General features: G+C 64.0%; 13 protein-coding genes. 6 read left to right on the forward strand and 7 right to left on the reverse strand.

The features are described 5' to 3' along the window. Window positions 1-92: 92 nt before the first annotated feature. Window positions 93-3,188, forward strand: a complete 3,096-nt coding sequence (locus B1526_RS06965) for a glycosyltransferase family 2 protein (RefSeq protein ID WP_095615339.1) — start codon at window positions 93-95, stop codon at window positions 3,186-3,188. Then, window positions 3,185-4,732 carry a DUF5719 family protein gene (locus tag B1526_RS06970; RefSeq protein WP_095615340.1) on the forward strand — a complete coding sequence of 516 codons (1,548 nt, stop codon included), beginning with the start codon at window positions 3,185-3,187 and terminating at the stop codon, window positions 4,730-4,732. Before B1526_RS06965 ends, B1526_RS06970 begins: the two co-directional genes overlap by 4 nt. Before the next feature lie 16 nt (window positions 4,733-4,748). Here the strand turns inward: B1526_RS06970 and B1526_RS06975 are convergent, their stop codons facing one another. Beyond that, complete coding sequence (locus B1526_RS06975; RefSeq protein WP_095615405.1) at window positions 4,749-5,177, reverse strand: metallopeptidase family protein; 429 nt, start codon at window positions 5,175-5,177, stop codon at window positions 4,749-4,751. Between the two features lie 79 nt (window positions 5,178-5,256). On the opposite strand from B1526_RS06975, the gene B1526_RS06980 reads away from it, so the two are divergent. Both B1526_RS06980 and B1526_RS06985 read left to right on the forward strand, forming a co-directional pair. Continuing rightward, window positions 5,257-6,063 carry an HAD-IIB family hydrolase gene (locus tag B1526_RS06980; RefSeq protein ID WP_095615341.1) on the forward strand — a complete coding sequence of 269 codons (807 nt, stop codon included), beginning with the start codon at window positions 5,257-5,259 and terminating at the stop codon, window positions 6,061-6,063. A gap of 11 nt (window positions 6,064-6,074) precedes the next feature. Beyond that, a complete protein-coding gene (locus B1526_RS06985; RefSeq protein ID WP_095615342.1) occupies window positions 6,075-6,824 on the forward strand; it encodes a ComF family protein in 750 nt (249 codons plus the stop codon). A gap of 22 nt (window positions 6,825-6,846) precedes the next feature. On the opposite strand, the gene B1526_RS06990 is transcribed toward B1526_RS06985, so the two are convergent. From B1526_RS06990 to glgB, 3 genes are read right to left on the reverse strand one after another with little or no spacing between them, the layout of a single operon-like run. Beyond that, window positions 6,847-7,953: a sensor histidine kinase gene (locus B1526_RS06990; RefSeq protein WP_095615343.1), complete on the reverse strand. Its 1,107-nt coding sequence runs from the start codon at window positions 7,951-7,953 to the stop codon at window positions 6,847-6,849. Window positions 7,954-7,979: 26 nt separating this feature from the next. Further along, a complete protein-coding gene (locus tag B1526_RS06995) occupies window positions 7,980-8,699 on the reverse strand; it encodes a response regulator transcription factor (RefSeq protein ID WP_095615344.1) in 720 nt (239 codons plus the stop codon). A gap of 27 nt (window positions 8,700-8,726) precedes the next feature. Beyond that, complete coding sequence (glgB, locus tag B1526_RS07000) at window positions 8,727-10,979, reverse strand: 1,4-alpha-glucan branching protein GlgB (protein WP_095615406.1); 2,253 nt, start codon at window positions 10,977-10,979, stop codon at window positions 8,727-8,729. A gap of 136 nt (window positions 10,980-11,115) precedes the next feature. Here glgB and B1526_RS07005 point away from each other — a divergent pair, with 136 nt between their 5' ends. After that, window positions 11,116-11,712, forward strand: coding sequence for a CarD family transcriptional regulator (locus B1526_RS07005; RefSeq protein ID WP_095615345.1), 597 nt, complete (start codon window positions 11,116-11,118; stop codon window positions 11,710-11,712). A 5-nt stretch (window positions 11,713-11,717) separates the two neighbouring features. Further along, window positions 11,718-12,224: a 2-C-methyl-D-erythritol 2,4-cyclodiphosphate synthase gene (locus B1526_RS07010; RefSeq protein WP_095615407.1), complete on the forward strand. Its 507-nt coding sequence runs from the start codon at window positions 11,718-11,720 to the stop codon at window positions 12,222-12,224. A gap of 35 nt (window positions 12,225-12,259) precedes the next feature. Here B1526_RS07010 and B1526_RS07015 read toward each other — a convergent pair whose 3' ends face one another. The 3 genes from B1526_RS07015 to B1526_RS07025 all read right to left on the reverse strand — a co-directional run bounded on the left by B1526_RS07015 (window position 12,260) and on the right by B1526_RS07025 (window position 15,220). Next, complete coding sequence (locus B1526_RS07015) at window positions 12,260-13,099, reverse strand: metal ABC transporter permease (RefSeq protein ID WP_095615346.1); 840 nt, start codon at window positions 13,097-13,099, stop codon at window positions 12,260-12,262. Further along, a complete protein-coding gene (locus B1526_RS07020; RefSeq protein WP_407641010.1) occupies window positions 13,096-13,992 on the reverse strand; it encodes a metal ABC transporter ATP-binding protein in 897 nt (298 codons plus the stop codon). Before B1526_RS07020 ends, B1526_RS07015 begins: the two co-directional genes overlap by 4 nt. Before the next feature lie 181 nt (window positions 13,993-14,173). Beyond that, a complete protein-coding gene (locus B1526_RS07025) occupies window positions 14,174-15,220 on the reverse strand; it encodes a metal ABC transporter solute-binding protein, Zn/Mn family (RefSeq protein WP_095615348.1) in 1,047 nt (348 codons plus the stop codon). Window positions 15,221-15,241: the final 21 nt, after the last annotated feature.

A 15,241-nucleotide genomic window follows, 5' to 3' on the forward strand; every position in this document is an offset into this window, starting at 1 on the left:
AAGCACGTCCATGAAGGCCGCGCCATGGGTGCCCCCAGATGCGGCATCGCCCGCGATGGGGCGGATATACCCTCTTGCGTACACTGGGACGCATGACACTCTCGGGCAACAGTGAGATCCAGCGCATCATCGGCTCCGCTTTGGCGACGCGTCCCTATTCGCACAGCCAACGCACGCAGCGGGACGTGACCGCCGTCATCACCGTCGAGGACGATCTGCGCTATCTGCCCCGCACATTCCGTGCCGTGCTCGCGCAGAGCGTACTGCCCTCCACGATCGTCATCGCCGACTGTTCGGGACACACCGTGCAATCGGTGCAGACAAGCTTCGAGATCATCCCCACGAAGGAGGATGTGCTCGAATCGATGCCACAGCCGCAGCGCATCACGATCCAGATCGTCAGGGTCGCGCAGGCGCGTTCCTTCGCCGATGCCGTCACGAAGGCGTTGCGCAACGCGCAGGTGGACACATCGACGAAGACGCTGTGGCTGTTGCATGACGAATCAAGGCCGGCGAACGACCACTGCCTCGAACATCTGCTCGACGCATGGGCGAACTCACCCACGGCCGCGCTGCTCGGAGCCAAGCAACTCGACTGGGAGGGCGAACGGCTGCACGATGTCGGCTGTTACGCCGCCCGCGGCCGTGTCGTCTCACTTGTCGTCGACGGCGAACCCGACCAGGAACAGTACGACGGACGATCCGACGTCTTCTCCGTCTCGCTTGCAGGCGCGCTTGTCCCCGTCAACACCTTCGGCGCGGTGCACGGCATCAACCCATGGTTCGGCACATTCGACGAATCCGAGGATTTCTGCCGGCGACTCTGCCTGAGCGGCCATCGTGTCGTCGTCGTGCCCGAGGCGCGCATCGCGCACCGGCGCGCCCGCTACGACGGCGTGCGTTCCCGTGACGGCGAGGCGATTGAACCGGCGGATGCGACCGACTCATCGATGGCGCAACTGGCCGGCGCGCAGAAATACGCGATGACCGACGTCGCCGCGCCATGGTGGCCGCTGCTGTGGATCGTGGGCCTGTTCGCCGCATGCGGCAACGCGGTCGCGCTGCTGTTCCGCAAACGCCCGTACCGTGCGGCCTGCCGGCTCGTCCTGCCATGGGTCGCGCTCGCCAACATGCCGGGCGCACTCGCCGCAAGGCACCGCATCACCGCTGTGGCGCGTGCGCCACGTGCCGCACTCGCGCCATTGTGCGCCGACAGGCGTCAGATACGCCAATGGAAGGCTCGCTCACGCGCGTTCGCCGACGAACGGCGCAACATCGTACTCGACCCACTCGCGACCGTGCATTTGCGCCGTCGCCGCATCCGGCGCTGGACCTATGCCATCCTCGCCGCCATCCTCGCCCTCGCCGCCACAGCCATCATGTATTGGCCGATCCTGCGCTACGTGGGTTCTGATACGTCGATCTACTCGGCGCAGCTGCTGCCGACCGGTGCGACATGGCGCCAGCTCGCCGACGCGGCGACGACACCTTGGGTGTTCGGCACCGGCACCGGGGTACCCGCGCCGCCGGCGCCATGGCTCCTCGTGCTCATGGCCGCCACCGTGCTCACCGCCGGCCACGTGAGTGTCGCACTCGCCCTCATCTTCTTCCTTTCCGCCCCCGCATGCGTGTTCTCGTTCTGGGCGCTCGCAGGGGTCGTCACTCGTTCGAACCCCATCCGTGTCGCATCCGCGTTGTGCTGGTACGGCCTCGCGCTCGCGCTCGGCCTATACGACACGGCGAACCTGCCGATGCTCACCGTCATGGTGTTCCTTCCCGCCGCGTTCGCATTGTCGTTCAAAGCCGTAGGCATGTACCACACCGAGGATCCCGTCAACCCACGCTCTTCGGTGCAGGCCGCCGCGGCCGCCGCCCTGTTGTTCATGCCGGCCGTCGCCGCCGAGCCGCAGCTGCTGCTTGCGCTCATCGTCATCTTCGTGGCCTTCCTTGTCTTCGTGCGCAGGCACCGTCTCATGCTGCTGCTCATCCCATTGCCGTCCGCGTTCGCGCTCGCGCCGACGCTCGTCAATGCGGTGCGTTATGCCGACGAGGGGATGTGGCGCCAGCTGTTCGGCGATGTCATGATCCCGTCATCCCAGGCCAATGCGGCGCCCGCGGCGATCAACCTCACGACGATGGTGTGGCGCGCGTTCGGCATGGATGTGCCTGCGTCGTCCGCGCTGTTCTCCCCGGATACCGTGGTACGCACCCTGATCGTCATATGCTGCGCGGTATGTGCGCTCATCGCGCTGCTTACCCTGCTGCGTCCGACGATGTTCCGGCCATGCCGCATCCTGTGGACCGTCATCCTGTGCGGACTGCTGCTCGCGATCACTTCAGCCGCCGTCGTCATAGCCGTCATGCCGTACGGGGCCGCCGCAGGACCGGTGCTCCCCGGCGTAGTGCTCGCCGCATGCGGAATGCTCGCATGCGTCGCGATGGCCTGCGGTCCTGCCGTCCAGCCGTTCCACCGGCTTGTCACCGAACAGACGCGTGGCAACACGTCCGGTCTGCTCGTCCAAGGCGCCGTCGCGTTGTTCCTGACGGCGATGACGGCTGTATGCGTGCTGTTCGGCATGCAGTCGACCCATGCGGGAGGCATCGGCATCACCGGTTCGGGATTGCCGATGGTCGCCCAGGACTATCTCGACCAGCAGGCCGACCGCCGTGTGCTCGCATTGGCGGCGACGAACACGGACACTGTCGCATACACGGTCATGCGCACGGGCCGCGGCGACCTGATCGACAGTTCCGCCGCATACCGTGTCAGCCGTGCATACGGCCACGAGCGGCACACCGACGACATACAACTCGCGCATGTGGCCGCACAACTACTCGCGAACAGCGACAATGAAGCGATCAGCGAGCTTTCCGACCTCGGGTTCGGCGGCATCTACATCCTCACCGACACGGACCGCGACATCAGCGGCAAGGCGAGCGAACAGCTCCAAGCGAACGTGACGGCATCACAAGGCACCCAAGAGGTCGTCAGCAACACGCAAGGCGCGTATTACCGCCTCACAATCGACAACACACCGGACCAGCACATCGACACATCCGAACAGACGCTCATGCGGCACAGCCCATGGCGCACAGCGTGGCTCACATGCCTCGCCGTCATCACCGTGCTCTACGTCATCACCGCGATTCCACGCAGCCACGGCATCAGCAAGGAGGACCAGCAATGAGCGAGGAACCGAGGAACATCGACGATGTCACCCACAAGACCCGCTCGGTCATATCGACGGCTGTGACAAGCGCCGCCATCGTGGCATTGTTCGCCGCGCTGACATTCGTGCCCACCCGGACAACCACGCACGACGCGCCGATCCTCACACACGCCGCGACAAGCGAGGAGGTCGCCGCGAAGCAGACGATGCAATACTGTCCGGCGAAGATGGACATCGCCGACGACGCATCCTACGGCGACAAGGAATTCCACACATCGACCGGTGACCTGTCGTCAAGCCGTGGCTACGCCGCGTTCGGCTCCATCTTCCACGCGCAGGCCGACACGCTCGGGGCGGTGGGCGGCACCGACGGGCTCGTCCTCGAAGGGCCCCAAAACGGCGCCACGGACGGCGCAAGCGCATTCATCGCGACACAGGACAAAGCCGACGCCGCGACGCTCCTCGACACACGGCTCCTATCCGCAGGGGCGGGGACCGGCTCAACAGGCACCGTCACCTCATGGGCCACGAAAGGGGACATCCCCGGCGCCGCTGCGGCACGTTGCGTGACAACAGCGCTCACCCAACGCTTCCTCGTCCCCGCCACGACGACAGGCAACACGCAGCAGCTCGTCGTCACGAATCCCTCAGACAAGCCGACAAGCGTCCAAATCGCCGTATGGGGCACCCAACACGGCAAAGTGACACTCGCCACATCAAGCGTGCTCACCGTCGCCGCCGACGCGCAATCCGACATGCTCCTCAACGCCGCCGCCCCTGACGAACAGGCGTTGTACGTGACCGTATCAAGCCAGGACGCGCCAATCGCCGCGATCGTGCGATCGGTCTCAATGGACGGACTGACCCCACGCGGCAACGACTACATCACACCACTGTCCGACATGGCGACGACCCAGACGATCCTGCTGCCCACCAACCGGCACAAGACGACACTGATGGCCTACGCGCAGGAACACACGAACGTCACCCTGTCATGGATAAGCGACCACGGGCTCATCGATCTCGGCAAATTCGACATCGAAGGCGGCAAAGCCACAATCCACACCATCGAGGAACGGCCCAAGGACGCCCGCGCGATCCTCGCCCAAAGCGACAGGGCATGCGCGCTCGCGGCAACGCTCACCGTGGAAGGCGACGACAAGCAGCAGGACTTCGCCGTCGTCAACGCGGGCACGGCCTACGCGCAATCGGCGCTCGCGGTCACACCAGACACGTCGGCGGGCGTCACACTCGTCAACATGGCCAACCAAGAGGCGAAGGTCACATTCGAAGGCTACGACGCGCACGGTGAGCCGACAGGGGAGAAGACCGTGCGCGTCGACGCCGACTCCGCGGCGACACTCAAGACGGCCGACCTGGGACGCGATGTCGCCGCCGTGCGTGTCGATGACGCGGACACGACGATCATCTGGGGCATGTTCCCGACGAACAAGGCGGTCTCCGACGCACATGTCGCCGCCCTCGCATTCGTGCCCGCGACAGGGCTCATCATCCCCAAACAGCTCATCCACGCCGTCAACGACCAACAGATCGTACGCTGAACACCATCCACGATCGTCACAGCCCGTAATCGGGATCGATCTCGTCAGGGCGGCGCCCATACAATTCGGCGACGGCCGCGACGATCTCGTCACGGATCGCCAACTGCAGGTCGGTGCGATCCGTCGCATGCGTCTGGATCGGCAGACGGTACAACACAATGCGCGCCGGCAACCCATGCTCCGCGGGGAACGCCTGCGCGCACACCCGCGGCTCACGCTCCCACGGGGCAGGCGACGACGGGGGCACATCCTCGACCGCGAACTGCAACGGACGGACAAGCTCCGGCCACGCAAGCGACAACCTGCGGATCTGCGCGACGACAAGATCGTCGAACATGCCACCACGGGTACGGTACCGTGGCAGACGCGTGCCGAACATAGGCCTGCGCATCCCACGCCCATGACGATTGCGGTACACTTTGGCATTCCAAGGCAATTGAGGCATGCCACCCACTGTAGGCCATCGCCACGGCAAGCTAGGATGGACCAATTGGCCCAACACTGACAGGGAAGTGAGACGGGATATGAACGAACCGCACATCACCAACAGCGCGGACGTCGACATCGACGCCCTGTGCACGCATATGCGCATAGCCGCATTCGACCTCGACGGCACACTCGCACGCTCGAAAAAGCCGATGCACGCCGACATCGCGACCGCCCTGAGCGAACTGACGACACTCATCCCCGTCGCGATCGTCTCCGGCGGCATCATGCAACTCGTCGAAAGCCAAGTCACCGACATGCTCACCCCCGAAGCCAACCGGGCGAACATGCACCTCATGCCCACGACAGGCACCCGGTACTACCGGTGGAACAACGGAACATGGACGACGGTCTACGAACGGGACCTCAGCGAATCCGACCGCGCCGCCGCAATCGCGTCACTGACACGACGCGCCCACGAACTCGGCATATGGGAAGACGACACATGGGGACCCATCATCGAAGACCGCGGCAGCCAAATCACCTTCTCCGCCCTCGGACAACACGCACCCGTCGACGCCAAGGAACGCTGGGACCCCACCAACGAAAAAAAGAACGCGCTCGCGAAAGCCGTCCAACACGACGTACCCAACCTGCAGGTCCGCTCAGGCGGATCGACAAGCGTCGACATCTCCGCACGCGGCATAGACAAATCCTACGCCGTACACGAACTCGCGAAAGCCCTCGGCACAACCGTCCAATCCATCGCCTTCATCGGCGACCGCATGGACCCCGACGGCAACGACTACCCAGCGGCCGCGGCAGGCACAATCGCCATACGCGTGCACGGCCCCGAAGACACCCTCGCCCTCATCAACCGCATCAACACACGACTGCGCCACTGAGGACCACGACAATGCCACCAACACGACCCATACCACGATGGCGGCACATCATCGGCACGATACTGCCACGCGGCTGCGCAGGATGCGGCAAACCAGACGAAACACTCTGCGAGACATGCACCCAGGCACTGCACACCCCCGTCGCATACCCACTACCGGACACACTCACCGGTCACGGCATCGCATGCGGCACCTACGAAGGACCGGTACGACACGCGATCCTCTCATGGAAAGACCACAACGACACCGAAATCGACACCCCACTCGGCGACGCGCTCACCGACCTGTTCGACACAACCGCCACACACACCACGGCGCTCCTCGACACACACCCCAACGGACTCGGCATCGTCCCGGCACCCTCGACACCCCACTCCACGCGCCGACGCGGGCGCAGACAACTCGACCCCCTCGCCCAAACCCTCGCCACACACTGCCGCACACACGGATACCCCCACACCACCGTGCTGCCACTCCTGCGCACAGACAACGCACGCGGCAAATCAGTGCAGACCACCGGCGCGCGCGACCGTATGCGCCGCATCAACGGACACGTCACGATCGACAAGCACATCCACGCCGCAACACCCCCCATGCCACTCATCCTGCTCGACGACATCGTCACAACAGGCGCGACCATGGGCGCATGCGCACATACCCTCACCGAAGCCGGCTATGATGTGCTCACCGCGCTCGCGCTCGCATATACGCCTCCCAAAGACGATGCACGGCATGAGGACGGTGGACGCGGGAAGTCGTAGCGCGTCATTGTCCGTCGTATCGTCATTGTCCGTCGTATGCGGCATCGGTGTGTTTGCCGGCCGCGGGCACCCCTGTGCGCTGTGGACCGGGATGCCTGACCGGAAGCGTGATCTCGAAGTCGACACCACGTGGGTCATCGACGACCTGTACCGTGCCACCGTGCAGTTTTGCGGCCCAGCGTGCGATCGACAGGCCGAGCCCCGTGCCGCCGGACTCGGTGCCAGGCCCTGACGTGCCTTTCGCGAACCTGCGGAAGATGTCGTTGCGCACTTCCTTCGGGATGTCCGAGCCGAAGTTGACGACGTTGATGATCACATGGTCCCGGTGCTCATCCGCGTGCGCCTCGACGAGGACTGCCGTGCCGTCATGCGAATGCTTGAGCGCGTTCGCGATGATGTTCGTCAGCAGCTGGCGCAGCCGCGCCTCGTCGCCTTCGACGACGAGGTCGTCGGGGACACGCTGCTCGATTGTGTGCCCATGCCCGGCGTCGGCGTATTCAAGCGGTCCGACTGTGCCGTCAATGAGCTGCGCGACGTTGATCTGCTCAAGTTCGAGGCTTGAGGCCCCCGCTTCGACGCGCGACATGTCGAGCAGGAACGAGATGAGGTCGGACAGGCGGTGCGTCTGCTTGAGGATGTTCTCCATGTTCGCGGGTGTCGGCTCGACGACGCCATCGGCCATGTTCTCGACCATCGCCTGCAACGAGGAGACCGGTGTGCGCAGCTCGTGGCTCACGTTCGCGATCATGTCACGGCGCATCTGGTCGGCGTGCTCAAGATCGTCGGCCATCGCGTTGAAGGATTCGGCGAGCTGGCCGATCTCGTCGTTCGAGTCCTTGTTGAGATGGACGCGCACCGAATAGTCGCCCTGCGCCATCGCCTCGGCCGCATCCCGCATCTGCCCGAGCGGGCGTGTCAGGCCCCGGGACGTGAAATAGATGAACGCGAGCGTGATGATGATCGTCATCGGCATCGCCATCCAGCCGTTGATGCCGCACAGCGACAACAACCATGCGATGACGAACGCGAGAATCGTCGCGACGACGATGAGGACGCCGAGTTCGGCGCGCAGCGAGGAGAACACGCCGATGGGGCGTCCGGCGGCCTCGGCCGGCCGCGGACGCCCCATCGGGTCTCCGGGGGATTTGGGCTTCGTCATCGCTGTTCCGGAGGTTCGAAGGCGTAGCCCACGCCATGTACGGTCCTGATCGTCGCCGCGCCGAGCTTGTGTCGGAGTGCCTTGACATGGGAATCGACGGTACGCGTGCCCGAGGCGTCGACCCAGTCCCAGACCTCCTCGAGGAGCTGTTCGCGCGTGAGCACCGACTTCGGCTTGCGTGCGAGCGTCGCAAGCAGGTCGAACTCGGTAGGCGTCAGGTGCACCGTTTCGCCGTTGAGTGTCACACGACGCGTCGCGGGGTCGATGACGAGCGAGCCGAAGTCGAGAATCTTCTCATGCTCCGACTTGCGCGCGATGACCTTCGCGCGTTCGACGCGGCGCAGGAGCGCCCTGATGCGTGCGACGAGCTCACGCATCGAGAACGGCTTCGTCATATAGTCGTCGGCCCCTGCGCCGAGCCCGAGAATGACATCCGATTCGTCGTCACGAGCCGTGAGCATGAGCACGGGGACCGGGCGTTGGGCGATGATGCGTTTCGTCGCCTCGATGCCGTCCATGCCCGGGAGCATGACGTCCATGATGATGAGATCGGGTTGGAGCTGCGCGGCCGCCTTCACGGCGTTGACGCTGTCCGAAACGATGCGTGCCCTCCAGCCTTCGGCGGTGAGACGTTGCGCGATAGCGGTGGCGAGCGTCGGCTCATCCTCCACGACGAGAATCGTGTAAGGCGACGGCGTCTGTGCGTGTGCGGCCATGATCACCAGTCCTTGTCAGTCAGTGGTTCAGTTGTTGTCCGGGACGAGGAACACGGCGCCGAGTGCCGGAACCGTGATGCGCGTCGACCATTCGCGAGAATGATACGCACCCGCGTTCGCCTCGATGTCCGTATTGTGGATGTTGGAACCGCCGTATTTCTTGTCGTCGGTCGTGAGCACTTCCTTCCAACGGCCACCTTGTGGAAGCGCGACCTGATAGTCCGCCCACGCCGTGCCCGAGAAGTTGACGACGACGACCATGCGTTCGCCGTGCGCGCCGATGCGTTCGAAGCTGAGCGTGTTGTGGTCGGCGTCATCGCTCGTGAGCCACTGGAAGCCGTCCGGCGTGAAGTCCTGGCTCCACAGGGCGGGCGATTCCTTGTACAGCTTGTTGAGGTCGGCGACGAGCTGCTGGACGCCGTTGTGGTCCGGCCAGTTGAGGCAATCCCAGTCAAGCTGGTTGTTGTAGTCCCATTCGCCGTATTGCGCGAGTTCGTTGCCCATGAACGTCAGGTTCTTGCCCGGATGCGCCCATTGGTACGCGAAGAGCGAACGGACGCCGGCGTACCGCTGCCAGTCGTCGCCCGGCATCTTGCCGAAAAGCGAGCCCTTGCCGTAGACGACCTCATCATGGCTTATCGGCAGCACATAATGCTCGGAATACGCGTAGACCATCGAGAACGTGATCTCGTTGTGGTGCCATTTGCGGTTGATTGGCTGTTCGTGCAGATATTCGAGCGTGTCGTGCATCCAGCCCATGTTCCATTTGAGGCCGTAGCCGAGGCCTCCCTGGTCGGTCGGCGCGGTCACGCCAGGATATGCGGTCGACTCCTCGGCGATCATCATGATGCCCGGGTTGTTCTTGTAGGCGGTCGCGTTCGCCTCCTTGATGAAGTCGATCGCTTCGAGGTTCTCGCGTCCGCCGAACTTGTTCGGATGCCACTGGCCGGGCTGACGGCTGTAGTCGAGGTAGAGCATCGAGGAGACGGCGTCGACGCGCAGGCCGTCCATATGGTATTCGTCGAGCCAGAAGCATGCGTCGGCGACGAGGAAGTTGCGCACCTCGCGGCGTCCGAAATTGAAGATGTAGGTGCCCCAATCCGGGTGTTCGCCACGTGTCGGGTCCGGGTCCTCGTACAGCGGCGTGCCGTCGAAGCGGCCCAACGCGAACGCGTCCTTCGGGAAGTGCGCCGGGACCCAGTCCATGATGACGCCGATGCCGGCCTCATGGAAGCGGTCGACGAGGTACTTGAAATCATCGGGGCCGCCGAGGCGCGAGTCGACGCCGTAATAACCGGTGACCTGATAGCCCCACGAACCTGAGAACGGGTACTCCTCGAGCGGCATGAACTCGACATGCGTGAAGCCGAGCTTCTCGACGTACGGCACGAGCTTGTCGGCGAGTTCGCGGTAGTTGTGCACGTCCTTGCGCCAGCTGTTGGCGTGCACCTCATAGATGCTCACGGGGCCCTGGTGGGGGTCGGAGGACGCGCGCCGCTCCATCCATGCGCCGTCCTGCCAGTCATGCGTGGATTCGACGACGATCGAGCCGGTGCGCGGCGGCACCTCGTGCGAGCGCTCCATCGGATCGGCCTTCATCTCCCAGTTGTTGTAGGCGTTGAGGATATGGAACTTGTAGATCTCACCGGACTGGACGCCCGGGACGAAGAGCTCCCAGACGCCTGAGGAGCCGAGTTCGCGCATCGCATGGCATGTGCCATCCCATGCGTTGAAGTCGCCGACGACCTGCACGGCGTGCGCGTTCGGCGCCCAGACGGTGAACGACGTGCCGACGACCTGCTCGCCCTTCGTGCCGTCGTTGCCTCCGAGCGGATCGTCATAGCGGCGCACATGGGCGCCCATGACCTCCCATAGGCGTTCATGGCGGCCCTCGCCGAACAGGTAGAGGTCCATGTCGCCGATTGTGGGCAGATATCGGTATGGATCGTCCTCGGTCACGGTCGTGCCGTCGGCGCGCACGGTGCGGATGCGGTAGTCGGGGACGGTGTGGCCGTCCTTCGTGGCGGGCGCGGGGACGAGCGCGACGAATACGCCGTTATGCTCCGGACGAGCCTCGAACTCGCCGTCGGCGGTGATGATCGTGACCTGTTGCGCGCCCGGACGCAGCACGCGGATCGTGCATGTGTCGGGGAAGTCGGGGGAGCCGAGATGGGCGCCGAGGATTTCGTGGGGGTTGTAGAACGCGCCTTTGCAGACCTCGTCCAGCTGATCGCCGTTGACGGGGACGATGGCTTTTTCATTGAAAGTGAAGTTTGTCATGTAATCGACAATACGCATTTTTCCGCCGCGGCACGAGCGGTTTTGCCGTTTTCGTCATCTTTTTTCCCAAACTTCCACCAAGTCCACACAAAATGGCATAATTGTTGGCGTTTCTGATTTTTCTCACGGAGGATTCATGGGCTACAAGGTCGGCGATATGGTCGTGTACCCGCGTCATGGCGCGGCGAAGATCGAGGCCATTACCGAACGGACTGTCAAAGGCGTGACGCGTGAGTATCTCAAGCTTTCGGTGCTTTCCTCCGATGACCTTGAGATCTTCGTCCCCGTCGACAATGTGAAGAAGGTCGGCGTGCGCGACATCGTGGACGGCGACGAGGTGGCGAAGGTGTTCGAGATCCTGCGCACGCCGATCATCGAAAAGGAAATGAACTGGTCGCGCAGGTACAAGCTCAACGTCGAGAAGATCTCGACGGGCGACGTCAACAAGATCGCCGAGGTCGTGCGCGACCTCGCGCAGCGTGACGTGGATGAGCACGGACTGTCGGCGGGCGAGAAACGCATGCTCACGAAGGCGCGCAGCATCCTGACATCCGAGATCGCGTTGTCGGAGAAACTCGAGGAAGAGGAGGCGCAACGCCTGCTCGACGTCAACCTCGGTTACAGCGAACCGCAGCCGGGGGATGACGAGCACCATACACAGGCACCCGAAGAAGCGGCGAGCGATACACTCGCGCGCATCGAGTCCGAATCGAAGAAGTCGAAGAAGAAGTGAGCGCGATACGCAACGGACTGGGATTCGACGCGCACCGTTTCGCCGGTGGCGGCGACCCCAGGCCGTTGTATCTCGCGACGCTCGTCTGGGAGGGCTCCGGCATCGAGGGGGACTCCGACGGTGATGTTGTCGTCCATGCGCTCATCGATGCGTTGCTCGCCGCGGCGCATCTGGGTGACATCGGCACATTGTTCGGTGTCGGACCCGCCTCGCAAGGTGCCGGCATGCACGGCGCGGACATGCTTGAACGCACTGTGCGCCATCTCGGCGAACATGGATGCACTCCGATGAGCGCATCCATCGCCATCATCGGCAACCGGCCGAAGATCGGCCAGCGCAGACGGGAAGCTGAGGACGCATTGTCCGCGATATGCGGCTGTCAGGTGTCGCTTACGGCCACGACGACGGACGGCATGGGATTCACGGGGCATGGCGAGGGCATAGCCGCGATGGCGACCGCCCTTGTCGAAGTGGCCGGATGCGACGGCTGTCACGACGGAACCACAGCCTGACGCCGGCCGGTTGCGGTGTCACATGGCACCATTGCTCACGCCGCGGAGTGGTGGCGCAGTGATTCGATGCCTTTCGCGATGCCCCAGAACAGTGTCGAAAGCGTCACGATGACGAAGCTCGGGGGAGCGGGGAACATCGCGGCGATGACGAGCCCTCCCCATATCGAGACAAGGCAGAGCGCCGTCGAGACGAGGATCGCGCGCAACGGTGTCGTCGTGACGATTGTCGCGGTCGCGGCCGGTGTGACGACGAGCGCGAAGATGAGCAATGTGCCGACAGCCGGCACGGCGATCGTGATGACTCCGGCGAGGATGGCCATGAAGAGCGCGTTCATGATGCCGATTGGCACGCCTTTCGCCTGTGCGACCTGTTCATCGAGCGAGCTGAACAGCAACGGGCGGTAGATGACCGTGATGACGGCGAGCAGGATGGCGTCGAAGACCGCGAAGCCGATGATCTGGTCATCGGTTATCGTCAGGATCGAACCGAAGAGAATCGATTGCAGCTGTTGCGATGCGGAACTCGACATGCGCGCAAAGAACAGGCCCAGTCCCGTCGCGAATGCAAGGACCGTGCCGGTCGCGATCTCGCGCTCCGAGGCGCGCTTGCCGAGCGCCGCGATGACGAGCGCGCCACCGAGCGCGAACCCGCCGAGACCGACCGCGACCGGCAGGCCAAGCAATACGGCTCCCGTCGCGCCCGGCAGGCCGATGTGCGCGATCGCATGGGCGGCGAACGTCGAATGCCGCGCAATCGTGAAATAGCCGACGACACCGGCGGCGACGGCTATGCACAGGCCGGCGAGGGCCGCGTTGAGCATGAACGGCGTCGTGAGTGTCTCGGCCCATGCTGGGTCGTAACTGAACGAATTCATTGTGCCTCCCCTTCCGCGCCGGCATGCGCCGACGCGCCGCCGTGATGGCGGAACCGTGCGATTTCGCCCGCGTCGTGCATGTCGCGTTCCCCGGCCGATTCGGACATGTTCGGCGTGACGAACATGTCGCCCTGGGGCGTCGTGACGACCTGCACCTTCGTGCCATACAGGTGTGTGAGCAGCCGTGAGTCGAGCACGTCGTTGAGCTTCGCGTAGTGCGGGTGCCCGTCGAGCAGATAGACGGCGCCCGTGAGGATCGGCAACAGCATGTTGAGGTCGTGCGCGACGATTTGGATCGACATGCCGAACTCGGCGTTGAGCTTCGCGAGAATCTGCACCGCCGTGCGCTGGCTCGCCAGGTCAAGGTTCGCGAGAGGCTCGTCGAGCATGAGCAGCTCGGGGTCGCATACGAGGGCCTGGGCGATCGCGACGCGTTGGCGCAGCCCGCCGGACAATTCGGAAAGCCTCAAGCCGGCTTTGTCGGCGATGCCGATGAACGCCATCGCCTCATACGCTTTCGCGCGCTGTGCGCGCGTCACGGGATGGAAGCCGAAACGGGTGCCGGTCAGCCCGAGCAGGACCGATTGCTCGGCGGTGAGGTTCGAATCGATGTCGTTCGTGTAGCTTTGTGGCACATAGCCGATGCGGGAGTTGCGCTCGCCCGGGGCGGCCCCGAGTACGCGCATCGTTCCGTGTGAGAGCGGGATGAGTCCGAGCTCGGCCTTCATGAGCGTCGTCTTCCCGGCCCCGTTCGTGCCGACGATCGCCGTGATGGTGCCACGGGGAATTGTGAATGTGCCGTGGCTCCATATCGTGTTGTCACCGCGTTTGATGGCGATGTCCCGGCATTCGACGCTCGGCCCTCGGGAGGGGGCCGTATCCATCCGTTGCATGACGGCTCCTTGTCTTGTCATTCGGACGCGAACAGTATCGCAACCGATATTGACAATGATTCTCAATAATGCCCATCCGCCTGGGTGAAGGGCCCGCGTCAGGCCCGATCATCGTGTAAGGGGCGACCGTCATCCGACGGTCGCCCCTTACACGAACGGTTGTGGTGCGATGGGCCGGTCTTTAGTCGTCGTCGCCTTCGTCGATGGCACGGTCCTGTTCGGTGTTGCCGCCGTTGGCGGCGTCGCCGGCCTCATCGGTCGCGTTGCCGGTCGGGCAATCCTTCGAGGACGCCGGGCATGTCCCCATGTCCTGTTCGACCGTGTCGAACAGCGCCTCGATCCATGATGTCAGGTCCTTGTACTCCCCGGGCATCTGCTCGGTGACGTCGAGCACCGGCGTCTTGCCTTTGCGCGCGATGTCGACGAATCCTTGCGTCGTCTCATTCTCCTCCTGCGGGTTGTTGACGAGCAGCTTGGCGCCACCGTCGTCAAGCAGCTTCTGGAAGTCCTTGATGTCCGCGGCGGAGGGTTCGGAATCCGATGCCATCGCGCGTGCATAGCCGCTTGGTGTCTTGTCCTCGAAGCCCATGTCGTTCATCAGATAGTAGGCGACCGACTCGGTCGCCGCGTAGGTGAGGTCGTCATGCCCCTTGCCGAACGCCTCGATACGCTGTTCAAGCGCATCCTCGTCCTTCTTCCAGTTCTCGAGGTTCGTCGAGAACGTCTTCGATTCCTTCGCGCGCAACTGCGTGAACGTGTCCTTGATCGCGTCGGCCATCGCGTACCGCGCGTCCCGCGAGAACCACAGATGCGGATTGTCGCCGTCCATAGCGCCGACGATGTCGGCGGCGGAGACGAGCGTGACCGACGACGGCAGGTTCTTGCTCGCCCATGTGTCGTATCCGGCGCCGTTGACGATGACGACGTCGGCGGCGTGCAGCGTCTTGACATCCTGTGCGGTCGGCTCGAAGTCGTGGGCGTCCGACGTCGTCGACGACAGGATCGATGTGACTTTTGCGTCGTTCCCTCCGATGCGGGCGGCAAGCGACCCCCATTGGTTGAGCGACGCGACGACGGTGATCGGCCCCGTCGTCTGCTTCGCCGAGGCGGAAGGCGAGGGCTCCTCCTGCTTGGAGAAGGAGCAGCCCGCGAGCGTCACGCCCAGCGCGAACGCGATGGCGGCTGCGATGGCCGCCCGCAGGCGGTGGGGCGGAGTTGAAATGCTCATGGCGGTGGTTTCCTTTGCATA

The sequence above is a fragment of the Bifidobacterium criceti genome (genome assembly GCF_002286935.1).
Classification (GTDB): Bacteria; Actinomycetota; Actinomycetes; order Actinomycetales; family Bifidobacteriaceae; genus Bifidobacterium; species Bifidobacterium criceti.

What these genes read in the sequence shown, in the direction of transcription:
- B1526_RS06975 (WP_095615405.1), bottom strand. Translation starts at nt 5,177, where the DNA reads ATGCCTCAATTGCCTTGGAATGCCAAAGTGTACCGCAATCGTCATGGG.
- B1526_RS07025 (WP_095615348.1), bottom strand. Translation starts at nt 15,220, where the DNA reads ATGAGCATTTCAACTCCGCCCCACCGCCTGCGGGCGGCCATCGCAGCC.
- B1526_RS07020 (WP_407641010.1), bottom strand. Translation starts at nt 13,992, where the DNA reads ATGCAACGGATGGATACGGCCCCCTCCCGAGGGCCGAGCGTCGAATGC.
- B1526_RS07005 (WP_095615345.1), top strand. Translation starts at nt 11,116, where the DNA reads ATGGGCTACAAGGTCGGCGATATGGTCGTGTACCCGCGTCATGGCGCG.
- B1526_RS06965 (WP_095615339.1), top strand. Translation starts at nt 93, where the DNA reads ATGACACTCTCGGGCAACAGTGAGATCCAGCGCATCATCGGCTCCGCT.
- B1526_RS06985 (WP_095615342.1), top strand. Translation starts at nt 6,075, where the DNA reads ATGCCACCAACACGACCCATACCACGATGGCGGCACATCATCGGCACG.
- glgB (WP_095615406.1), bottom strand. Translation starts at nt 10,979, where the DNA reads ATGACAAACTTCACTTTCAATGAAAAAGCCATCGTCCCCGTCAACGGC.
- B1526_RS06990 (WP_095615343.1), bottom strand. Translation starts at nt 7,953, where the DNA reads ATGGGGCGTCCGCGGCCGGCCGAGGCCGCCGGACGCCCCATCGGCGTG.
- B1526_RS06970 (WP_095615340.1), top strand. Translation starts at nt 3,185, where the DNA reads ATGAGCGAGGAACCGAGGAACATCGACGATGTCACCCACAAGACCCGC.
- B1526_RS06995 (WP_095615344.1), bottom strand. Translation starts at nt 8,699, where the DNA reads ATGGCCGCACACGCACAGACGCCGTCGCCTTACACGATTCTCGTCGTG.
- B1526_RS07015 (WP_095615346.1), bottom strand. Translation starts at nt 13,099, where the DNA reads ATGAATTCGTTCAGTTACGACCCAGCATGGGCCGAGACACTCACGACG.
- B1526_RS06980 (WP_095615341.1), top strand. Translation starts at nt 5,257, where the DNA reads ATGAACGAACCGCACATCACCAACAGCGCGGACGTCGACATCGACGCC.